The sequence below is a fragment of the Pseudonocardia sp. ICBG1293 genome, assembly GCF_020131355.1.
In the GTDB taxonomy this organism is placed as follows: Bacteria; Actinomycetota; Actinomycetes; order Mycobacteriales; family Pseudonocardiaceae; genus Pseudonocardia.
Genome location: NZ_JAHLEL010000038.1, coordinates 602,464 through 620,487 on the forward strand (window position 1 = coordinate 602,464; position 18,024 = coordinate 620,487).

Here is an 18,024-nt window from a genome sequence, read left to right on the forward strand (position 1 = left end):
CGCCGAGAGGGTCCGGATCCGGGCGTGTCGTACCGGATTCGTCACCCGACCGGGTGGCGAGTCCACTGCGGACGGCGTGGCGGCGCTCCGGACCTGCACCGATGGTGACCTCCCGCGCGACCGGGGTACGGGCGGCCGGTCACGGGTAGGTTCGGATCATGAGCGAGCCCCGTCCCACCGCGTCGGTCCTGGTCACCGGGAGCGAGCTGCTGACCGGTCACGTGGCCGACGCCAACGGCCCCTTCGTCGCCCGCGCCCTCGGCGAGCTCGGCTTCGCCGTCTCCCGGGTCCTGCTGGTGGGGGACCGCCCGGAGGACCTGCGCTCCGGTCTGGAGTTCGTCGCCTCCGACGACCTCGTCGTCACCTCGGGCGGTCTCGGCCCCACGGCGGACGACCTGACCGCCGACGTCGTCGCCGAGTTCGTCGGCGCGCCGATGGAGGTCGACACCGCGCTGCAGGGCCGGATCCACGACCGCGTCGCGGGGTGGGCGAGCCGCGCCGGGTGGGCGGGGCCAGCGCTCGACGCCGCGACGGCCAAGCAGGCACGGGTGCCCCGCGGCGCAGGTGTGCTGGAGCCGGTCGGGACGGCGCCGGGGCTGGCGGTGACGCGGCCGGGCGGGCCCCTGGTGGTCGTGCTGCCGGGGCCGCCGCGCGAGCTGCAGGGCATGTGGCCGGCCGCGCTGGCGTCGGCGCCGGTGGCCGAGCTGCTCGCGCGGGTGCCCCGGGCGGAGGCGACCCTGCTGCGTTTCGCCGGGCTGCCCGAGTCCGAGATCGCCGAGACGCTGCGTGAGCTGGGGACCGAGCTGGACCTGTCCGGTGTCGAGGTGACCACCTGCCTGCGCCGCTCGGAGCTGGAGGTGGACCTGCACCCGCTCCCGGGTGCCGAGGACGTCGCGCGCGACCTCGCGGGCCGGATCGTGGAGCGGCACCGCCGCAGGCTGCTCAGCGACGACGGCCGCACCACCGACGAGCTGCTGGCCGTGGCGCTGCAGGAGAAGAGCTGGACGGTCGCGACCGGGGAGTCCTGCACCGGTGGGCTGCTCGCCGGGCGGCTCGTCGACCGGGCCGGCTCGTCCGCGTACGTCGCCGGGGGCGTGGTCGCCTACTCGAACGAGGCCAAGACCGCGCTGCTCGACGTCCCGGCCGCGATGATCGCCGAGCACGGAGCCGTGTCGCCGCAGGTCGCACGGGCACTCGCCGATGGCGCACGGGCCCGGTTCGGGGCCGACGTGGGCGTCGGCATCACCGGGGTCGCGGGGCCCGGTGGTGGTACCGAGGCCAAGCCGGTCGGCTACGTCTGCCTCTGCGTGACCACCGCCGACGGCCAGGTCGTCGCCCGGGACCCGCAGCTGCCGGGCGGGCGGGCGGACGTGCGCGAACGCTCGGTGGACCTGGCGATGCACCTGCTGCTGCGCGCCACCGGGGTGACCGGTCCCGGCGCGCACCGCTGACGCCCGGCGTCCCGGGCGGGTGGGGACCCGGGCGGGACGCCGGCGCGGGTGTCAGCCCTGCGCGGCGGCGAGGCGCTCGGCGGCGTCGGCCCAGTTGACGACGTTCCACCAGGCCTTGACGTAGTCCGGCTTCACGTTCTTGTACTGCAGGTAGAAGGCGTGCTCCCACATGTCGAGCAGGACGATCGGGGTCTGGCCCGCGGGGAGCTGGGACTGCTGGTCGTAGAGCTGGTGGACCAGGAGCCGGTCCCCGAGGGCGTCGTGGCCCAGGATGGCCCAGCCGGAGCCCTGGATGGTGGTGGCGGCGGCGGTGAAGTGGGCCCGGAACGCGTCGAAGGAGCCGAAGTCCTTCTCGATGGCGGTGGCGAGGTCGCCGGTGGGCTCGTCGCCGCCGTCGGGGGAGAGGTTGTTCCAGAAGGCGGAGTGGTTGACGTGGCCGCCGAGGTTGAACGCGAGGGTCTTCTCGAGTCCGACGATGGCGCCGAAGTCGTTCTTGTCCCGGGCCTCGGCGAGCTTGTCCAGGGTGGTGTTGAGGCCCTGGACGTAGGTGTTGTGGTGCTTGCTGTGGTGCAGCTCCATGATTTCGGGCGCGATGTGCGGCGCGAGCGCGGAGTAGTCGTAGGGCAGGTCCGGGAGCGTGTACTCGGCCATGGTCCTCTCCTGGTTCGGGGCCGCGCGACGCTGTGCCGCGCGGGATCACTTGCCACTATGTAGCAACTGCCGACTACCCGCGACCATCGCCGCGCACGCATGGACGGATCGATCCGCCACATGTAGTCTGCTGCAAGTCACTTGCAGGAATGCGGGCGACGCGGTGGGGATCGTTCTGGCAGCTCGACATCCGCCGTCGACGGCGCCGCGGCGTCGCGTCCGACCGGGCGCGGGTCGCGGCGCCGTCGCGTCCCGTGCCGTCCTCCCGCGTCTCAGTCCAGGAGCTCGGCGAGCTTCCGGACGGTCGCGAGGTTGCGCATCGTCCCGCCCTGGTCGGGCTCGGCCGTGCGGGCCGCGAGCCGGCCGGCGAGCTCGCTGCGGCCCAGCCCGTCGGGCAGGTGCAGCCACACCACCCGCCCGTCGACGACGGCATCGCCCCGGCCGCCCTTCGCGCGCTCGGCCGCCAGCGCGGCCGCGACCCGCTCGTGGCCCGCGGCGGACAGCGGCCGGGCGTGGAACGCCGCGTGGAGCTGCGTCGGCTCGGTGACCCGGGCGAACGGGTTCGCGGCCACCGCGGCGAGGTAGTCCTCGCGGCCGAGGACGACCACCGGGCGCTCCAGCGCGAACTCCTCGACGAGAGCGGCGGCGATCGTCGCCGCGACCTCCTCGTCGCCGGCGGAGCTGGTCAGGGCCACGTTGCCGGACTGGACGTGCGTGACGACGTCGTCGAGCCCGCGCTCGCCCAGTGCCCGGCGGAGCTCGGCCATCGGCACCTTCCCGTGGCCGCCGACGTTGATCCCGCGCAGCAGCGCGACATGGGTACGCACGCCGGCCATGGTGCCGTTACCGGGCGGGTGCGGGGAGGGTGGACGCCGACGCGACGTAACGACGGCGCGAGTCCGGGGGCTGTCGCGCCCGAGGAACCCGACCGGGCCGCCGCCACGCAGGCCCGGAACGCGCAACGGCACCGACCGGCAGGACACGATCCCACCGGTCGGCGCCGTTGCGGAGCCCGGGATCAGGCAGCCTGCTTGGTCTCCCAGAAGATCTTGTCGATCTGGGCGATGTAGTCGAGCAGCTCCTGGCCGGTCGCCGGGTCGTTCGAGCCCTTGGTGCCCGACGCGCCGGCGGCCTTGGTGGCCTTGTTGAACAGCACGTGCAGCTCCGGGTACTTCTCGAAGTGCGGCGGCTTGAAGTAGTCGGTCCACAGCACCCACAGGTGGTGCTTGACCAGGTCGGAGCGCTGCTCCTTGATCTCGATGGCGCGGGCCCGGAAGTCCACGTCCTCGTTGCCCTGGTACTTCTCCTGGATCGCCTTGACCGACTCGGCCTCGATCCGGGCCTGGGCCGGGTCGTACACGCCGCAGGGGAGGTCGCAGTGCGCGGTGGCCTCCAGTCGCGGACGGAGAATGCGGGACAGCCGCATGAGTGTCCTCCCTGGTGGGGTGATCGTTCTGGCATCGGCGACCCTACCCTCGCGGCGGTGGCCGGGCAGGACGACCACGTCACGGGAGATCCACTCTGGAGGGAGTCGGCGATGCGCCTGCGGCGGGTGACGGTGCGGGGGCCGTCGATGTCCCCGGCCCTGTCCGACGGCGACGTCGTCCTGGTCCGGTTCGGTGCGCCGGTCCGGCCCGGCGACGTCGTTCTCGTGACCTGGGAGTCCCGCCCCGAGCAGCTGTCGGTGAAACGGGCGGTGCATCCCGACGGCGACGGCTGGTACGTGCGGGGCGACAACCCGTTCGGCTCGACGGACTCGGCGACGCTGGGGCCCGCCCGGGTCCGCGCCGTCGTCCGTGCCCGTCTCTGGCCCCGTCCCGGGCGGGTCCCGGTGCCCCGTCGCTGAGGTCGTGCGGCACCCGGTGGGCCGCGGCGGGCTGACGTAGCGTCGGGCCCGTGGCAGCGGGCGAGGGCGTGCGGGTCGGCGACGGGCTGGCGGTCGGACCCGACCTCACCGGCGCCGCGGAGGTCGCGACGGGTCAGGCGCTGGCCGCGCTCGGCGTCGTCCCCGACCTCGTGGTGTTCTTCGTCTGCCCCGGCGCGGGCCCCGCCGCGCCGGTCGAGGAGGTCGAGGCCGCGGGGCTGCGGGTGATGGAGCTCGCCGCGCCCGCCGCGACAATCGGCACGACCGCGCACGGCGTGATGGCCGACGGCCGCGGGGTCGAGGGCGAGCCGGCGGTCGCGGTCTGGGCGGCCTCGCTGCCCGGCACCCGGATCCGGACGGTCTTCCCGGTCGCCGAGCGCCGCCCCGGCGCCGGGACCGACGGCCGGGACGCCATCGGGGTGCGCGGACTGGTCCCGCCCGCCGAGGACGACCGCGTCGCCGTCCTGTTCGCGGACCCGTTCACCTTCCCGGTCAGCGGTGTCCTGGACCGGCTCGCGTCGACCGACCCGGGGTTCCCGGTGATCGGGGGCCTGGCCGGCGGCTCCGGGGTGCCCGGGTCCGACCGGCTGTTCGCCGGGGGCACCGTGCACCACGGTGGAGCGGTCGGGGTGCTGCTCGGCGGTCCGACCGCCCCGCGCGTCGTCGTCAGCCAGGGGTGCCGCCCGATCGGGCCGCCGATGGTCGTGACCCGTGCGGAGCGGAACCGGATCGCCGAGCTGGCCGGGCGGCCCGCGGCCGAGCGGCTGCGCGAGATCGTGACCGCGCTACCGCCCGAGGACCAGCGCCACGCGCTGACCGGGCTGCACCTGGGCGTCGCCGTCGACGAGTACGCCGAGTCCCACGACCGGGGCGACTTCCTGGTCCGCGCCGTGCGGGCCGTCGACGTCGGCGACGGCGCCGTCATCGCCGGTGACGTCGTGGAGGTCGGCACCACCGTGCGCTTCCAGGTCCGTGACGCCGCGGGCGCCGCCCAGGACCTGCACGAGCTGCTCGCCCCGGTGCGCCGCGCCGCGCCGGTGGCGGGCGCGCTGCTGTTCTCCTGCAACGGACGCGGGGCCGCCATGTTCGGCGACGCCGACCACGACGTGCGCGCCGTGCGTGCCGGCCTCGACCCGCACGCCACCGGATCCGGTGCCGGGGGCGGTCCCCGGGTGGCCGGGTTCTTCGCCGCCGGGGAGATCGGCCCGGTCGGGCCGGGCAACCACCTGCACGCGTTCACCGCGGCCGTGCTGGTGCTCTGAGCAGATCAGCGCAGGGTCCGGAAGAAACCCCGCACCTCGTCGACGAAGGACTCGGGCTGTTCCAGCGACGGGAAGTGCCCGCCGATGTCGGGGCGGGAGAACCAGCGCAGGTCGGTGTAGCGGCGCTCCAGCCAGGACCGGGGGAGCTTGACCATCTCGTGCGGGAACTGGGCGACGCCGGTGGGGACCTCGACGTCGTCGAGGCGGCGGCGGGCGAAGCTCTCCCAGTAGATCCGCGCCGACGACGCGCCCGCCGCGCCCAGCCAGTACTGCATGACGTTGTCCAGCAGCCGGTCCCGGCTGATCACGTTCTCCGGGTGCCCCGCGCAGTCGGTCCAGTCCCAGAACTTCTCCACGATCCACGTGCACTGCGCGGCGGGGGAGTCGACCAGGCCGTAGCCGACGGTCTGCGGGCGGGTGGACTGCTCGGCGGAGTAGCCGGAGCCGTAGCGGGAGAACTCCTTGGAGAAGCGGATGTCGGCCTTCTCCTGGTCGGTGAGGCCCGCCGCGTCGTCGGGCCGGGGGGCCAGCGCCATCGTGAGGTGGATGCCGTACAGCAGCTCCGGGGCGGCCGTCCCCAGCGCCGAGGTGATCATCGATCCCCAGTCGCCGCCCTGCGCGGCGAACCGCTCGTAGCCCAGCCGGTCCATCAGCTGCGCCCAGGCGACGGCGATCCGCTCGACCCCCCAGCCCGCCGCCGTCGGCTTGCCGGAGAACCCGAAGCCGGGCAGCGTCGGCACGACGACGTGGAAGGCGTCGGCCGGGTCCTCGGGGTCGGTCAGCGCGGGCAGCACGCCGAGGAACTCGACGAGCGAGCCCGGCCAGCCGTGGGTGAGCAGCAGCGGCATCGCGTCCGGGTGCCGCGAGCGGGCGTGCAGCACGTGGACCTCGACGGAGTCGTCACCGCCGCCGTCGAGGCCGGTGCGGAACTGCGGCCACGCGTTGATCTCGGCCTCGACGCGGCGCCAGTCGTAGCCGGTGCGCCAGTACTCGCAGAGCTCGCGGGCGTAGTCGAGCGGGACGCCCTGGGTCCAGCCCCCGACCGTCGCCGGGTCCGGCCAGCGGGTCCGGGCGAGCCGCTCACGCAGGTCGTCCAGCTCGGCGTCGGGGATCTCGATCCGGAAGTCGCGCACGTGTCACGGTGACACGGAACGCCGGGGCGGGCGTACCGGCGACGGCATCGGAACGATCACGATGCGGCGAGGGCCCGGCTGATGCCGCGGGCCGCCGCGCGGACCGCCGGTACCAGGGTGTGCGGGTTCGTCGCGGCCGGCACGACGATCGACAGCCCCGCGACGACCGGCCCGTCCCCGGTGCGCACCGGGGCGGCCACCGACATCGACACCTCCTCGATCTGCCGGTCGGACACCACGAACCCGCCGGTGCGGGCCTGGGCGAGCAGCGTCCGGACGCCGTCGGGCCGGCACACCGTCCACGGGGTGAACCGGCGGATCGGCCGGGCCAGCACCGACTCGACCGCGGCCGGGTCGGCGTGCGCGAGGAGCACGAGCCCGACCCCGGTCGCCGTCGAGGGCAGCCGCGACCTGGTGCGGGTGACGATCGAGACGGCGTCGTGGCTGGACAGGCGCTCCACGTAGACCACCTCGCCCGGGTCGTCGGGGTCGAGCACGGCGAGCTGCACGTTGTGCCGGGTGACCTCGTGCAGGTCCTCCAGGAACGGCATCGCCGACTCCCGCAGACCGTGGCTGGCCGGGGCCAGGTGGGCGATCTCCCAGAGCCGCAGCCCGATCCGGTAGCGGCCGTCGTCGCCGCGGTCCAGCGCGCCGCCCGCGGCCAGCTCTCCGACGATCCGGTGCACCGTGGTCAGCGGGAGCCCGGTGCGCCGGGCGATGTCGCTCAGCCCGAGCACGGGCGCCTGCACGCTGAACGCACCGAGCACGTCCAGCACCCGTGCGGTGACCCCGGAGCGGACCGGACGCGTCGTCATGACCGGGCAGTCTTCCGCAGAACGGAAGCGGGGTCGAACGCCCGCGCCCGGGAACGGGACAGTGACCCCATGACGCAGCGGCGCGAGTCCCGGACCCAGGTCGGCATCGTCGGAGCCGGCCCCGCCGGGCTCGTGCTGGCGAAGCTGCTCGACCTGGCGGGCGTCGAGGCGGTCGTGCTGGAGGCCCGGGACCGCGGCTACGTCGAGGCCCGGGTCCGGGCCGGGGTGCTCGAGGCCCCCACGGTCGAGCTGCTGCGGGAGATGGGCGTCGCCGGACGGCTGGAGCGGGAGGGCATGCCGCACACCGGGATCTCCCTGCGGTTCGCCGAGGCCCCGGGCGCCCCCGCGCAGGACCACCGGATCGACTTCGCCGACCTCGTCGGCACCGGCATCACCGTGTACGGCCAGCAGGAGGTCGTGAAGGACCTGCTCGCCGACCGGGTCGACGACGCCGGGCTGCCCGTCGAGTTCGGGGTGGCGGACCTGGCCCTGCACGACGTCGACTCCGACGCCCCGTCGATCACCTGGACCGACGCCGACGGCGCGGACCGGGTGCTGCACTGCGACGTGATCGCCGGCTGCGACGGCTTCCACGGCGTCTCCCGGCCGCTGGTCGCCCCGGACATCGCCGAGCGGGTCTACCCGTTCTCCTGGCTCGGCGTGCTCGCGAAGGCCGCGCCGACCACCGACGAGCTCGTCTACGCCCACCACGACGACGGCTTCGCGCTCTACTCGATGCGCAGCCCCGAGGTGACCCGGCTCTACGTCCAGGTCCCGAACGACACCGACCCGTCCGACTGGTCCGACGCCCGCATCTGGGACGCCCTGCACACCCGCCTGGCCTGCGACGGGTTCACCATCAACGAGGGCGAGTTCATCGAGAAGCCCTCGGTCACCCCGATGCGCAGCATGGTCGCCTCGCCGATGCGCCGCGGACGGCTGTTCCTCGCCGGCGACGCCGCGCACATCGTCCCGCCCACCGGCGCCAAGGGCATGAACCTCGCCATCGCCGACGTCCGGGTGCTGGCCGACGCGGTCGTCCGCGCGCTGCGCGAGGGCGACGACGCGGGTCTGGCGGCCTACTCCGACACCTGCCTGCGCCGGGTCTGGCGGGCCGAGCACTTCTCCTGGTTCATGACCTCGATGCTGCACCGCTTCGACCCCGCCACCGAGGGCGGCGACGCGTTCGGCGTCGGCCTGCAGCGCTCCCAGCTGCGGTACACAGTGACCTCCCGCGCCGCTGCGACGAGCCTCGCCGAGAACTACGTCGGCCTCCCGCACGGCGCCGTCTAGGGCGCGTCTCCTAACCCGGCTGGTCGGGCCTGCGCGATGATCAGTAGGTGTCGCGCCGTGCCGTCCTGACCGATGCCCAGTGGGACCGACTCGAGCCGTTACTGCCCTCGTCGGACGGGATGCCAGGGCGCCCGTTCGCCGATCACCGCAGAGTGATCGAGGGGATCATCTACCGGTTCCGCTGCGGGCGGGCCTGGCGTGATGTCCCGGTCGAGTTCGGGCTGTGGCAGACCCTATGGAAACGCCACCGCCGCTACTGCGGTGACGGCACCTGGGACCAGGTTCTCGCAGCTCTGCTCGCCGATGCCGACTCCGCCGGTCTCGTGGACTGGGCCGTGTCGGTCGACTCGACGATCATCCGCGCTCACCAACACGCCGCGACCCTGCAGCGGGACACAGGGGGCCGGATCGAACTACAAGAATCTGCTGATCGAGCCGCCCGATCACGCGTTGGGCCGCTCCCGCGGAGGGCTCGGCACGGAGATCCACCAGCTCGTTGACGGACACGGCCGCCCGCTGGTCGTACTGGTCGGCCCTGGCCAGGCCGGTGACGCCCCGATGTTCGCGCACCTGATGTCACATCTGAGCGTCGGACGGGTCGGTCCGGGCCGACCGCGGACCCGGCCCGAGCGGGTCCGCGCAGATAAGGCCTACTCCTCACGCGCCATCCGCGCCCACCTGCGCAGACGACGGATCGTCGCGGTCATCCCGGAGCCGGCTGACCAGCAGGGACACCGGAAACGACGCGGCACACGCGGCGGTCGACCACCGGCGTTCGACCGGGTCGACTACCGCGGCCGCAACGTCGTCGAACGCGGGTTCTGCGAGGTCAAGCAGTGGCGCGGCCTCGCGACCCGCTACGACAAACTCGCCCTGACCTACCGCGGCGGAGTTGCACTGAAGGCCATCGTCACCTGGTTGCGCACTTTAGAGGTCATTTCAGAACGAGGTCGACGTGTCTGTTGTAGACGACAAGCGGCTATCTGACCTGCCGTTTGATCTGTCGTCGAGGGGTCAATGGAAACTCGACAAGTCGTTCTGAAACGACCTCTTAGAGGTCGCGCGGATTGGTTGGTGATCATGGACGTCGTGCAGGTCGGGCGTTCCAGCGGTGTGTGGTCCAGGCCTGCCGAATCAAGCTACGGAGTGTGACGATCGTGTCGGCGAGGTCGAAGAACGCGTCGACGACGATTTCTCGTCGTTCGTAGCAGCGCTGCAGCCGGTTGAAGCTGTTGTGCCAAGCGTTGGTCCGCTCGACGTGCCAGCGGCGGGTGGCCTGGATCGGCGCTTTCTCACCCTTGTGCGCGATCTCGCCGTGCAGGCCTCGTTCGGCCAGCGTGTCGCGGGTCTTGCCGGAGTCATAGCCGGCGTCGAGGTGCACGGTGATGTCGTCGGGCAGCGGGCCGAGAGCATCGAGGCGGTCGAGGGTGGGGCCCAGTAGCGGGGAGTCGTGCCGGTTGGCTCCGGCCAGGACTCGGCCCAGCGGGATGCCGTATCCCTCGACGAGCACCGAACGTTTCATACCCTGTTTGCGCCGGTCCACCGGCGACGGACCGGCGACCTCGCCGCCGCCGGGGGCCTTGGTGATGGCGCCATCGACGGCGATGTCGTGCAGCAGCAGACCGACGATGCGGTCGTAGGCGTCCAGGACGATCCGACGCAGCTGGGCGAAGACCCCGAGCCTGATCCACTCGTCACGACGATCGCGGATGGTGGTCGCCGAGCAGGTGCTGTCAGCGATGCCCTCATACGAGCAGCCGAACCGCAGTACCTGCAGGAGCTTGTCGAACACGATCCGATCCGCGATCCGGCGGCGATGGCAGCCCAGCGGATGGGTGGGATCGAACTCGTCTCGATGAGGCAGCAGCGCGGTGAACTGGTCCCACAACGGCTCGGTCAGCCATGATGGCAGGGTGGGCACGCGGCCTCCAGACGATCACGAAGCGTAGATAACTTCATGATCGGCAGGCCCGTACCCGCCCTCGCCCCCAGACACTCGACCGCGGCCAAGCTGTGACCAATCCGCGCGACCTCTTAGGAGACACGCCCTAGACCCCACCCACCACGAGGAAGGACCGCCGATGCAGGGCTACGCCCCCGTCCCGGCCGGGACCCACGCCCCGCTGCTCTCGCCGGAGTACCGCAGCACCGCGCTGCGGGCGCCGTCCGAGCAGCCGGTGATCCTGCCCCAGCGGCTCACCGAGATCACCGGCCCGCTGCTCACCGGCCCGGTCCGCCCCGGCGACGACGACCTCACCGTCGGCGCGCACGGCGAGGCCCAGGGCCAGCGGATCGTCGTGTCCGGCCGGGTGCTGGACTCCGACGGGCGACCCGTCCCGGACACCCTGGTCGAGGTGTGGCAGGCCAACGCCGCGGGCCGCTACGCCCACCGCTGGGACAACTGGCCCGCCCCGCTCGACCCGAACTTCACCGGTGGCGGTCGCGTCCTCACCGACTCGTCGGGTCACTACTCGTTCACCACGATCAAGCCCGGCGCCTACCCGTGGGGCAACCACCACAACGCGTGGCGACCCGCCCACATCCACTTCTCGCTGTTCGGGCGCGCGTTCACCCAGCGGCTGGTGACCCAGATGTACTTCCCGGACGACCCGCTGTTCGGCCAGGACCCGATCTACAACGCGACGCCCGAGGCGGCCCGCGAGCGGCTGGTGTCCACCTTCGACCTGGACGCGACCCGCCCCGAGTGGGCGCTGGCGTTCCGGTTCGACATCGTGCTGCGCGGCCACGGCGCCACCCCGTTCGAGGAGCCCCACGCATGAGCCTGCCGCTGACCCCCAGCCAGACCGTGGGCCCCTACCTGTCGCTGGGGCTGCCCTGGCCGGACGGGCCGGACGTCGTGCCCGACGGAACCCCCGGCGCCGTGCTCGTCGGCGGGACCGTCCACGACGGCACCGGTGCGCTCGTGCCCGACGCGCTCGTCGAGACGTGGCAGGCCGATCCGGACGGCCGCTTCGACCACCCCGACGACCCGCGCGGCGCGGCGAAGTCCACCGTCGAGGGCTTCCGCGGCTTCGGCCGCTGCCCCACCGACGACGAGGGCCGCTGGCAGATCCGCACGGTGCTGCCCGGCGCCCTCCCCGACGAGGCACCCCACATCGACGTCTCGGTGTTCGCCCGCGGCCTGCTCGACCGCGTGGTCACCCGCATCTACTTCCCCGAGCACGCCGACGCCCACGCGTCCGACCCGCTGCTCACCGCGGTCCCGGCCGGGCGCCGGCACACGCTCCTCGCCGTCGCGGACGGACCGGGCCGCTACCGGTTCGACATCCGGCTGCGCGGCGAGGGGGAGACGGTGTTCCTGGCGCTGTGAGCGTCCGGGCCGCGGCGGACACCGGGCCCGGTGGCACGCCGGGGTGAGGAGTGTGACGCGTCCGGTTGATTCCCGGTGATCCGTCGCGGGTACTCCTGCGAAGATCTACCCAGCAGGGGCGGGAGGACCGGTGGACGCAGCACACTCGTCGGCACACGGGTCGTTCGTGGACCCGGTCCCGTCCGCGGCCCGGGTGCACGGGCGCGTGGCGGCCGTGGTCGCGGACCTGTCGCGGCGGTACCCGCTGGCCGTGCAGCTCGCCCGCTACGCCGCCGTCGGCGGCGGGGCGACGGCGTTGAACGCCGCGCTGTTCCTGCTGTTCCGGCCGGTGCTCCCGGCCGTCCCGGCGAACCTGCTCGCGCTGGTCCTCACCACCGCGGTCAGTACCGAGGCCAGCCGTCGTCTCGCCTTCGACGGTGCTCCCGCGCACCGGCTCCGCGAGTGGGTGCAGGACGCGGGCACCGTCGCGTTCTACGCGACCTACACCTCCGCGGTGCTGCTCGCGCTGCACCAGCTCGCCGGCGCCACCACACCGGGTGAGGAGGCGGCGGTCGTCGCGGTCGCCAGCCTCGCCGGTGGCCTGCTGCGGTTCGCGGTGCTGCGGTTCTGGGTGTTCGATGTGGCACGGCCGGCCGCCGCCGGCGCGCTGCCCGACCAGGGAGGACGGCACCCGTGCCCGGAACAGTCGAGTTCGACCCCTTCGACCTGACCGTCGGCCCGCCGGAGGAGCGGGTCGTCGTGCACGGGGTGCGCGGGGGCGAGGTCCCGCCGGTGCTCCTGCTGCACGGGTTCCCGCAGACCCACGCGATGTGGGGGCCGCTCGCGGCGGACCTGGCCCGCGACCACACCGTCGTCGCCACGGACCTGCGCGGCTACGGGGAGTCCGGCCGCCCCGCCGACGGCGAGAACCACGCGGGGTACTCGTTCCGGGCGATGGCCGCCGACCAGGTCGACGTCATGGCGCGTCTCGGGTTCGACACCTTCGCCGTCGTCGGCCACGACCGTGGCGCCCGGGTCACCCACCGGATGTTGCTCGACCATCCCGAGCGCGTCGCACAGGCCGCGTTGCTCGACATCCTCCCCACCGGCTACGTCTACTCCCACACCGACCGGGCGCTGGCGACGGCGTACTACCACTGGTTCCTGTTCATCCAGCCCGCCGACCTGCCCGAGCGGCTGATCGCCGGGGACCCGGTCGGGTACCTGCACTCGCTGCTCGGCGGCTGGGGGTCCGGGCTGGACGCGCACCCGCCCGAGGCGCTGGCCTCCTACGAGCGCGCGTTCGCCGACCCGGCCGCCCGGCACGCGATGATGGAGGACTACCGCGCCGGCGCGTCGATCGACCTCGAGCACGACGCCGCCTCCGCCGCCGCGCACGAGCGGATCGCCGCACCCACGCTCGTGCTGTGGGGGCGAGCGCGGTGTCGTCGGCGCCAACGCGGAGAGCCCGCTCGAGGTGTGGCGGCGCGCGGCCGCCGACCCCGCACTGGTCACCGGCGACGCGGTCGCCGGCGCCGGGCACTTCCTCGTCGACGAGCAGCCCGCCGCGACGACCGCGGCGGTACGGGCCTTCCTCGGCGGCTGACCGGAGGATCCGGGAGACTCGCCCGTATGCGACGAACCACCCCCATCCGGGCACTGCTCGGCACGCTGGCAGCGCTCGCGCTCGTCCTCACCACCGCCGCGTCGTGCGGCGGCGCGCCCGCGACGCCCGCTCCGGCACCCGCACCCCCGCAGCAACAGCAGCAGGACGGTGACGACCGGGACGGTGACGACCAGGACGGCGACGACGACCGGGACGGCGACGACGGGAACGACACCGACAGCGGGAACGACGCCGACGGGAGCGACGACGGGGACGACACCGGCGGGAACGACACCGGCGGGAACGACACCGACGACGGCTGAGCCGCCGGCGGGCCTCAGCCGCGCACGGCGTGCACGATCCCCCAGGTGAGCTTCCCGGCCCGCCCGCCGTCCACCCAGTGCTGCAGGCCCGCCTTCATCGCGGTCAGGTAGGGCCCCGAGATCGAGGACGACAGCTCCTCCTCGTGGGCCACCAGCTCCTCGCGCACCCGGCGGTAGTGGGTCGGCAGGTGCTCGGCGTGGTCGTGGAACCCGACGTCGGTGAACCCCCGCCGCTCCAGCCCCTCGGTGTAGAACCCGGGCGTGGCCATCGACGACAGCGCGATGCGGTCGAGGATCGGCTGGATCGAGGACTGGTCGAGGTCGTCGACGGCCATCGGGTCGGTGAAGACCACCTGTCCTCCCGGACGCAGCACCCGGGCGATCTCGTCCAGCACGGTGTCGCGCGATCCGGAGTGCAGGAACGCGTCCTGGGACCAGACCAGGTCGACCGAGGCGGTCTCGACCGGCACGTCCTCGTAGCTCCCGGTGGTGACCTCCACCTGCCCGGACAGTCCCTGCTCGCGGGTCATCCGCTCGTTGCGGGCGTTCTCCACGGGGGACAGGTTGAGGCAGTGCACCGTGGCCCCGTGCGCGGACGCCAGCCGGCGGGCGGCACCGCCGTAGCCCGCCCCGAGGTCCAGCACCCTGGTGCCGGGCCCGACCCCGGCGACCTCGGCCATCCGGGTCACCGTGCGTGCGCTGGCCACGGAGATGAGCTCGTCCGGTGTCGCGTAGACGCCGACGTGGATGTCCTCCCCGCCCCAGACCCGGGAGTAGAAGGTGTCGGCGTCGTCGGAGTCGTAGTACGAGCGGGCGGTGTGCTCGGCGGTGTCGTGGGGCGTCCGTGTCACTCGGCGTCCTCCTGGTCGAGGTAGGCCTTCTCGGCGATGTGCACGAAGAAGTCGGGCTCGTCGTCGGCGTAGGTCGACTGGAAGTCGCCGAAGGTCTCGACCCGCTGGAACCCGACCTCGTGCATGAGACGACGGGTGTAGTCCTTGCGCAGCGGGAACATGTTCAGGTGGTACTGGGACCCGTCGGGGAACCGGTAGCGGAACCGGGCGAGGCCGTCGTCGACGTACTCCGGCTCGGCGACGATGTCGTCGCCGCAGTAGTAGTAGCGGTGCTTCGAGGTGAAGCCGTTGTCCAGGATCGCGTCGTAGTTGCGCTGGTCCAGGATCAGCACGCCGTCGTGGGAGAGCATCGCGTAGAACTCGGCGAGCGCCTTGCGGCGGTCACGCTCGGAGAACAGGTGGGTGAACGAGTTGCCGAGGCAGATGATCGCGTCGTACTCGCCGTGCACGTCCCGGTTGAGCCAGCGCCAGTCGGCCTGCACGACGCGCAGCACGTGCCCGCCGAACTTCATCCCGTTGTCGAAGGCCTTCGCCAGCATCTCGGCGCTGCCGTCGGCGGACACGACGGTCTCGAAGCCCTCCTCCAGCAGCCGCACGGAGTGGAAGCCGGTGCCGGTCGCCACGTCGAGCACGCTGGTGACCCCGCGCCTGCGGAGCTGGTCCACGAAGAACCGCCCCTCGCTGGCGTAGCGGGCCCGCCAGTCGATCAGCTCGTCCCACTTGTCGACGAAGGTCTGCACGTACTCGTGCTTGTAGTGGGTGGACTCGCGGACCTCGGTGGGCGTGTCGCCGAACTCCTGCACGGTGCTGGCGGGCCCCCGGAGCCCGCTGCGGTGGTCTGCCGTCATGGGCGCGCCTCCTCGGCGCTCGGGTGCGGGACGGCCCTGACGGTAGGTGCCCCCGCGGCCCCTGTCCGCTCACCGAGGGTGAGCCTGGAACGGCCGCCGGAGTTGTGCTATGCGCAACTCACCCGGTCATCCGGTGTCTTTCCGGGCAGCGACGACACAGGTCGCCACGGGGGTGGACGGCGCGCGGGCCCACCAGTGACGTCACGTGGTCGTCACACGCCGTCGGTCCGGAATGGACGCCGCGTCACGGCCGTGCGGCCGGTCCCGGCTCGCGCCCGGGACGCCGGTGATCCGTTCACCCCGGGTGATCTGTGGTTCCGGTCACAGTACGGGATCGGAGTTCACTCGTCCGGGGTAACGGCGTCGCCCCACAGGGAGCCCAGCGCGCGTCGCCGCTCGGTGCGTCCGAGCCCCCGCAGGTCCGCCGTACCCCGGTCGGTGACGACCACGTCGACGTCGTGCGACGGTGTCGTCACCGGCCCGCCGAGCCGCTCGACCAGCGTGGGGCGGCCGCGGTGGGCCGACGGCAGCGCGATCACCGAGAGCCCCGGCCCGCGGGCGGCGGCCGCCGCGAAGTCCGGGTGCCCCCCGATCATCCCGGCCGCCGACCCGGCGACGCCCTCGACGTTGACCTGGCCGTCGAGATCGATCTCCAGGGCGGTGTTCAGCGCGACCAGCGGGCCCGGGTCGGTGCTGAGCCGGGACACGTCGTGGGTGTACCCGACCGGCCGGACGGTCCCGTGCCCGGCGCGGCCGAGCCGGTCGGCCCAGTCGTGGAGCCGGGGGCCGCCGTAGAGCGCCGTCGAGGACGGCGTGGCACGCAGCAGCCCGCGGGCGTCCAGGTCGACGACCGCGTCGGCGAGCAGGCCGGAGTCCACCGCGACCGGCACGTCCAGGGCGTCGACGAGCGCGGCGGCCAGCCGACCCGGCCCGAACTGGATCCGGGCCCCGGCGGGGACGAGGCGGGCGACCGCGGCGGGCGACCGCCCGGTCGGCGTCGGTCGGGGTCGGGCCCGCGACGGCGAACGGGGCCCCGGCCGGCCCGTCGACCTCGCCGAGCACGCTCACCCCGGTCAGCGGGGGGCCGACATCGGCGTGCGGGGCGGTGGCGGACACGACCGCGGCGACCGGCACCCCGGCGTCGTACAGCGCGCGCATCCAGGACACCTCCGCGCCGAACCGCAGCTCGCCCCGGTCGTCGCGGACGACGGTGGCCAGCAGCAGGTCCGGGCGCAGCGGCCCGGTCAGCACCGCGGGCGTCGCCGAGAGCCGGGCCGGGACCCGGTGCGCGTGCCCGGACTCGACCAGCGCGCGCACCCCCGGCCCGCCCACGACCGTGCGGATGTCGGCGAACGCAGCCGGGTCGATGTCCGGGGCGGGGCCGGGCACCCAGCCCAGCACCAGCCGTACGCCCCCGACCCGCCCCGCGACCTCCGACAGCGGGCGGGCGAGCGCGTAGGGGAGCCCGCAGCCGTCGGCCACCGCCACCCGGCAACCCGGTGCGACCAGCTCGGACAGACCGCGTGCGAGGTCACCGTCGACGCCCATGCGTCCATCCGACCACAGCGCTAGCGTTCCGGGCATGGGGACCGACCAGGACAGCGGTGAGTTCGTGCGGGACGCGCTCGGGGTGGCCGAGCGGATCACGGCCGACGGGTCGTCACCGTGGCCGGTCGAGGCGGGCCGCTACCGCCTGGTCGGCGCGCGGGCCTGCCCGTGGGCGAACCGGGTCATCATCACCCGGCGGCTGCTCGGGCTGGAGGGCGCCATCTCGATGGGTGTCGCCGGCCCGCTGCACGACGAGCGGAGCTGGCGCTTCCACCTCGACCCCGGCGACGTGGACCCGGTGCTGGGCATCGAGTACCTGCGCGAGGCCTACGAGAAGGCCGTCCCCGGCTACGACGAGGGCGTCACCGTCCCGGCGATGGTCGAGATCTCCTCGGGCAAGGTCGTCACCAACGAGTACGCGTTGCTGGAGCGCGACCTGTCCGGCCAGTGGCGGGAGTTCCACCGCGAGGGCGCCCCGGACCTGTGGACCGACGAGGACGCGATCGAGCGGATCGGGAAGGGGATCTTCCACGACGTCAACAACGGCGTCTACAAGTGCGGGTTCGCCTCGTCCCAGCGGGCCTACGACCGTGCCTACGACGCCCTGTGGTCCCGGATGGACGAGCTGTCCGAGCACCTGTCGACGCGCCGCTACCTGGTCGGCGACTCCATCACCCAGGCCGACATCCGGCTGTGGGTGACCCTGGTCCGCTTCGCCGCCGCCTACCACGGCCACTTCAAGGCCAACCGGCACAAGCTGACCGAGCTGCCGGTGCTCTGGGCCTACGCCCGGGACCTGTTCCAGACCCCCGGCTTCGGCGACACGATCGACTTCGAGCAGGTCAAACAGCACTACTACGGCGTGCACACGTCGGTGAACCCGACCGGGATCGTCCCGAAGGGGCCGGACTCGGCGAACTGGCTCACCGCGCACGGCCGCGAGGAGCTGGGCGGGCGCCCGTTCGGCGACGGGACCCCGCCCGGCCCGCCGCCGGAGTCCGAGCGGGTCCCCCCGCTCACCTGACCCGGGGAGCGGCCGCCCGTCGCGGCGCGGCGGGGGAGCCGGGAC

The 18,024-nt window shown here is 73.4% G+C and carries 19 protein-coding genes and 1 pseudogene; 11 read left to right on the plus strand and 9 right to left on the minus strand.

Annotated features, from left to right (window positions below; genetic code table 11):
- Nucleotides 1-158 precede the first annotated feature (158 nt).
- Nucleotides 159-1,451 carry a competence/damage-inducible protein A gene (locus tag KPF47_RS16655; RefSeq protein WP_224389673.1) on the plus strand — a complete coding sequence of 431 codons (1,293 nt, stop codon included), beginning with the start codon at nt 159-161 and terminating at the stop codon, nt 1,449-1,451.
- 51 nt (nt 1,452-1,502) lie between these two features.
- Here the strand turns inward: KPF47_RS16655 and KPF47_RS16660 are convergent, their stop codons facing one another.
- The 3 genes from KPF47_RS16660 to sodN form a co-directional block, all read right to left on the minus strand.
- Entirely contained in the window at nt 1,503-2,102 is a 600-nt protein-coding gene (locus KPF47_RS16660; protein WP_224389674.1) for a superoxide dismutase, read from the minus strand.
- Between the two features lie 272 nt (nt 2,103-2,374).
- Nucleotides 2,375-2,929 carry a DUF1697 domain-containing protein gene (locus tag KPF47_RS16665; RefSeq protein ID WP_224389675.1) on the minus strand — a complete coding sequence of 185 codons (555 nt, stop codon included), beginning with the start codon at nt 2,927-2,929 and terminating at the stop codon, nt 2,375-2,377.
- Nucleotides 2,930-3,120: 191 nt separating this feature from the next.
- Nucleotides 3,121-3,528: a superoxide dismutase, Ni gene (gene sodN, locus KPF47_RS16670; RefSeq protein WP_224389676.1), complete on the minus strand. Its 408-nt coding sequence runs from the start codon at nt 3,526-3,528 to the stop codon at nt 3,121-3,123.
- Between sodN and KPF47_RS16675 the strand changes: the two genes are divergently transcribed.
- Nucleotides 3,481-3,948 (plus strand): S26 family signal peptidase, encoded by a 468-nt coding sequence (locus KPF47_RS16675; RefSeq protein WP_224389677.1) that lies wholly within the window; start codon nt 3,481-3,483, stop codon nt 3,946-3,948. The two genes, sodN and KPF47_RS16675, sit on opposite strands and share 48 nt — an antisense overlap.
- A 50-nt stretch (nt 3,949-3,998) precedes the next feature.
- The gene (locus KPF47_RS16680; protein WP_224389678.1) at nt 3,999-5,228 is read left to right on the plus strand and encodes an FIST N-terminal domain-containing protein; all 1,230 of its coding nucleotides are present in this window, start codon (nt 3,999-4,001) and stop codon (nt 5,226-5,228) included.
- A gap of 5 nt (nt 5,229-5,233) precedes the next feature.
- On the opposite strand, the gene KPF47_RS16685 is transcribed toward KPF47_RS16680, so the two are convergent.
- Nucleotides 5,234-6,361: an epoxide hydrolase family protein gene (locus KPF47_RS16685; RefSeq protein ID WP_224389679.1), complete on the minus strand. Its 1,128-nt coding sequence runs from the start codon at nt 6,359-6,361 to the stop codon at nt 5,234-5,236.
- A 56-nt stretch (nt 6,362-6,417) separates the two neighbouring features.
- Entirely contained in the window at nt 6,418-7,176 is a 759-nt protein-coding gene (locus tag KPF47_RS16690; RefSeq protein ID WP_224389680.1) for an IclR family transcriptional regulator, read from the minus strand.
- A gap of 69 nt (nt 7,177-7,245) precedes the next feature.
- Here KPF47_RS16690 and KPF47_RS16695 point away from each other — a divergent pair, with 69 nt between their 5' ends.
- Both KPF47_RS16695 and KPF47_RS16700 read left to right on the plus strand, forming a co-directional pair.
- The gene (locus KPF47_RS16695) at nt 7,246-8,469 is read left to right on the plus strand and encodes a 4-hydroxybenzoate 3-monooxygenase (protein ID WP_224389681.1); all 1,224 of its coding nucleotides are present in this window, start codon (nt 7,246-7,248) and stop codon (nt 8,467-8,469) included.
- 47 nt (nt 8,470-8,516) lie between these two features.
- Nucleotides 8,517-9,456: pseudogene (locus tag KPF47_RS16700) on the plus strand (IS5 family transposase).
- Between the two features lie 91 nt (nt 9,457-9,547).
- On the opposite strand, the gene KPF47_RS16705 reads toward KPF47_RS16700, so the two are convergent.
- On the minus strand, nt 9,548-10,390 hold the full coding sequence (locus tag KPF47_RS16705) for an IS5 family transposase (protein ID WP_224386276.1): 843 nt from the start codon (nt 10,388-10,390) through the stop codon (nt 9,548-9,550).
- Between the two features lie 160 nt (nt 10,391-10,550).
- Between KPF47_RS16705 and pcaH the strand changes: the two genes are divergently transcribed.
- The 4 genes from pcaH (at nt 10,551) to KPF47_RS16725 (ending at nt 13,708) form a co-directional block, all read left to right on the plus strand.
- Nucleotides 10,551-11,249, plus strand: coding sequence for a protocatechuate 3,4-dioxygenase subunit beta (gene pcaH, locus KPF47_RS16710; protein ID WP_224389682.1), 699 nt, complete (start codon nt 10,551-10,553; stop codon nt 11,247-11,249).
- A complete protein-coding gene (gene pcaG, locus KPF47_RS16715; protein ID WP_224389683.1) occupies nt 11,246-11,800 on the plus strand; it encodes a protocatechuate 3,4-dioxygenase subunit alpha in 555 nt (184 codons plus the stop codon). Before pcaH ends, pcaG begins: the two co-directional genes overlap by 4 nt.
- Nucleotides 11,801-11,930: 130 nt before the next feature.
- Nucleotides 11,931-12,509: a GtrA family protein gene (locus KPF47_RS16720; RefSeq protein WP_224389684.1), complete on the plus strand. Its 579-nt coding sequence runs from the start codon at nt 11,931-11,933 to the stop codon at nt 12,507-12,509.
- A complete protein-coding gene (locus tag KPF47_RS16725; protein ID WP_224389685.1) occupies nt 12,473-13,708 on the plus strand; it encodes an alpha/beta fold hydrolase in 1,236 nt (411 codons plus the stop codon). Before KPF47_RS16720 ends, KPF47_RS16725 begins: the two co-directional genes overlap by 37 nt.
- Nucleotides 13,709-13,722: 14 nt before the next feature.
- Here KPF47_RS16725 and KPF47_RS40165 read toward each other — a convergent pair whose 3' ends face one another.
- The 3 genes from KPF47_RS40165 to KPF47_RS16735 form a co-directional block, all read right to left on the minus strand.
- Nucleotides 13,723-14,559, minus strand: a complete 837-nt coding sequence (locus KPF47_RS40165) for a methyltransferase domain-containing protein (protein ID WP_308015408.1) — start codon at nt 14,557-14,559, stop codon at nt 13,723-13,725.
- A complete protein-coding gene (locus KPF47_RS40170) occupies nt 14,556-15,407 on the minus strand; it encodes a class I SAM-dependent methyltransferase (RefSeq protein ID WP_308015409.1) in 852 nt (283 codons plus the stop codon). The genes KPF47_RS40165 and KPF47_RS40170 overlap by 4 nt, the downstream gene beginning before the upstream one ends.
- 341 nt (nt 15,408-15,748) lie before the next feature.
- Nucleotides 15,749-16,297, minus strand: coding sequence for an acetyl-CoA hydrolase/transferase C-terminal domain-containing protein (locus tag KPF47_RS16735; protein WP_224389686.1), 549 nt, complete (start codon nt 16,295-16,297; stop codon nt 15,749-15,751).
- A 215-nt stretch (nt 16,298-16,512) separates the two neighbouring features.
- On the opposite strand from KPF47_RS16735, the gene KPF47_RS16740 reads away from it, so the two are divergent.
- The gene (locus tag KPF47_RS16740; protein ID WP_224389687.1) at nt 16,513-16,866 is read left to right on the plus strand and encodes a hypothetical protein; all 354 of its coding nucleotides are present in this window, start codon (nt 16,513-16,515) and stop codon (nt 16,864-16,866) included.
- Between the two features lie 123 nt (nt 16,867-16,989).
- A complete protein-coding gene (locus tag KPF47_RS16745; protein ID WP_224389688.1) occupies nt 16,990-17,979 on the plus strand; it encodes a glutathione S-transferase family protein in 990 nt (329 codons plus the stop codon).
- Nucleotides 17,980-18,024: the final 45 nt, after the last annotated feature.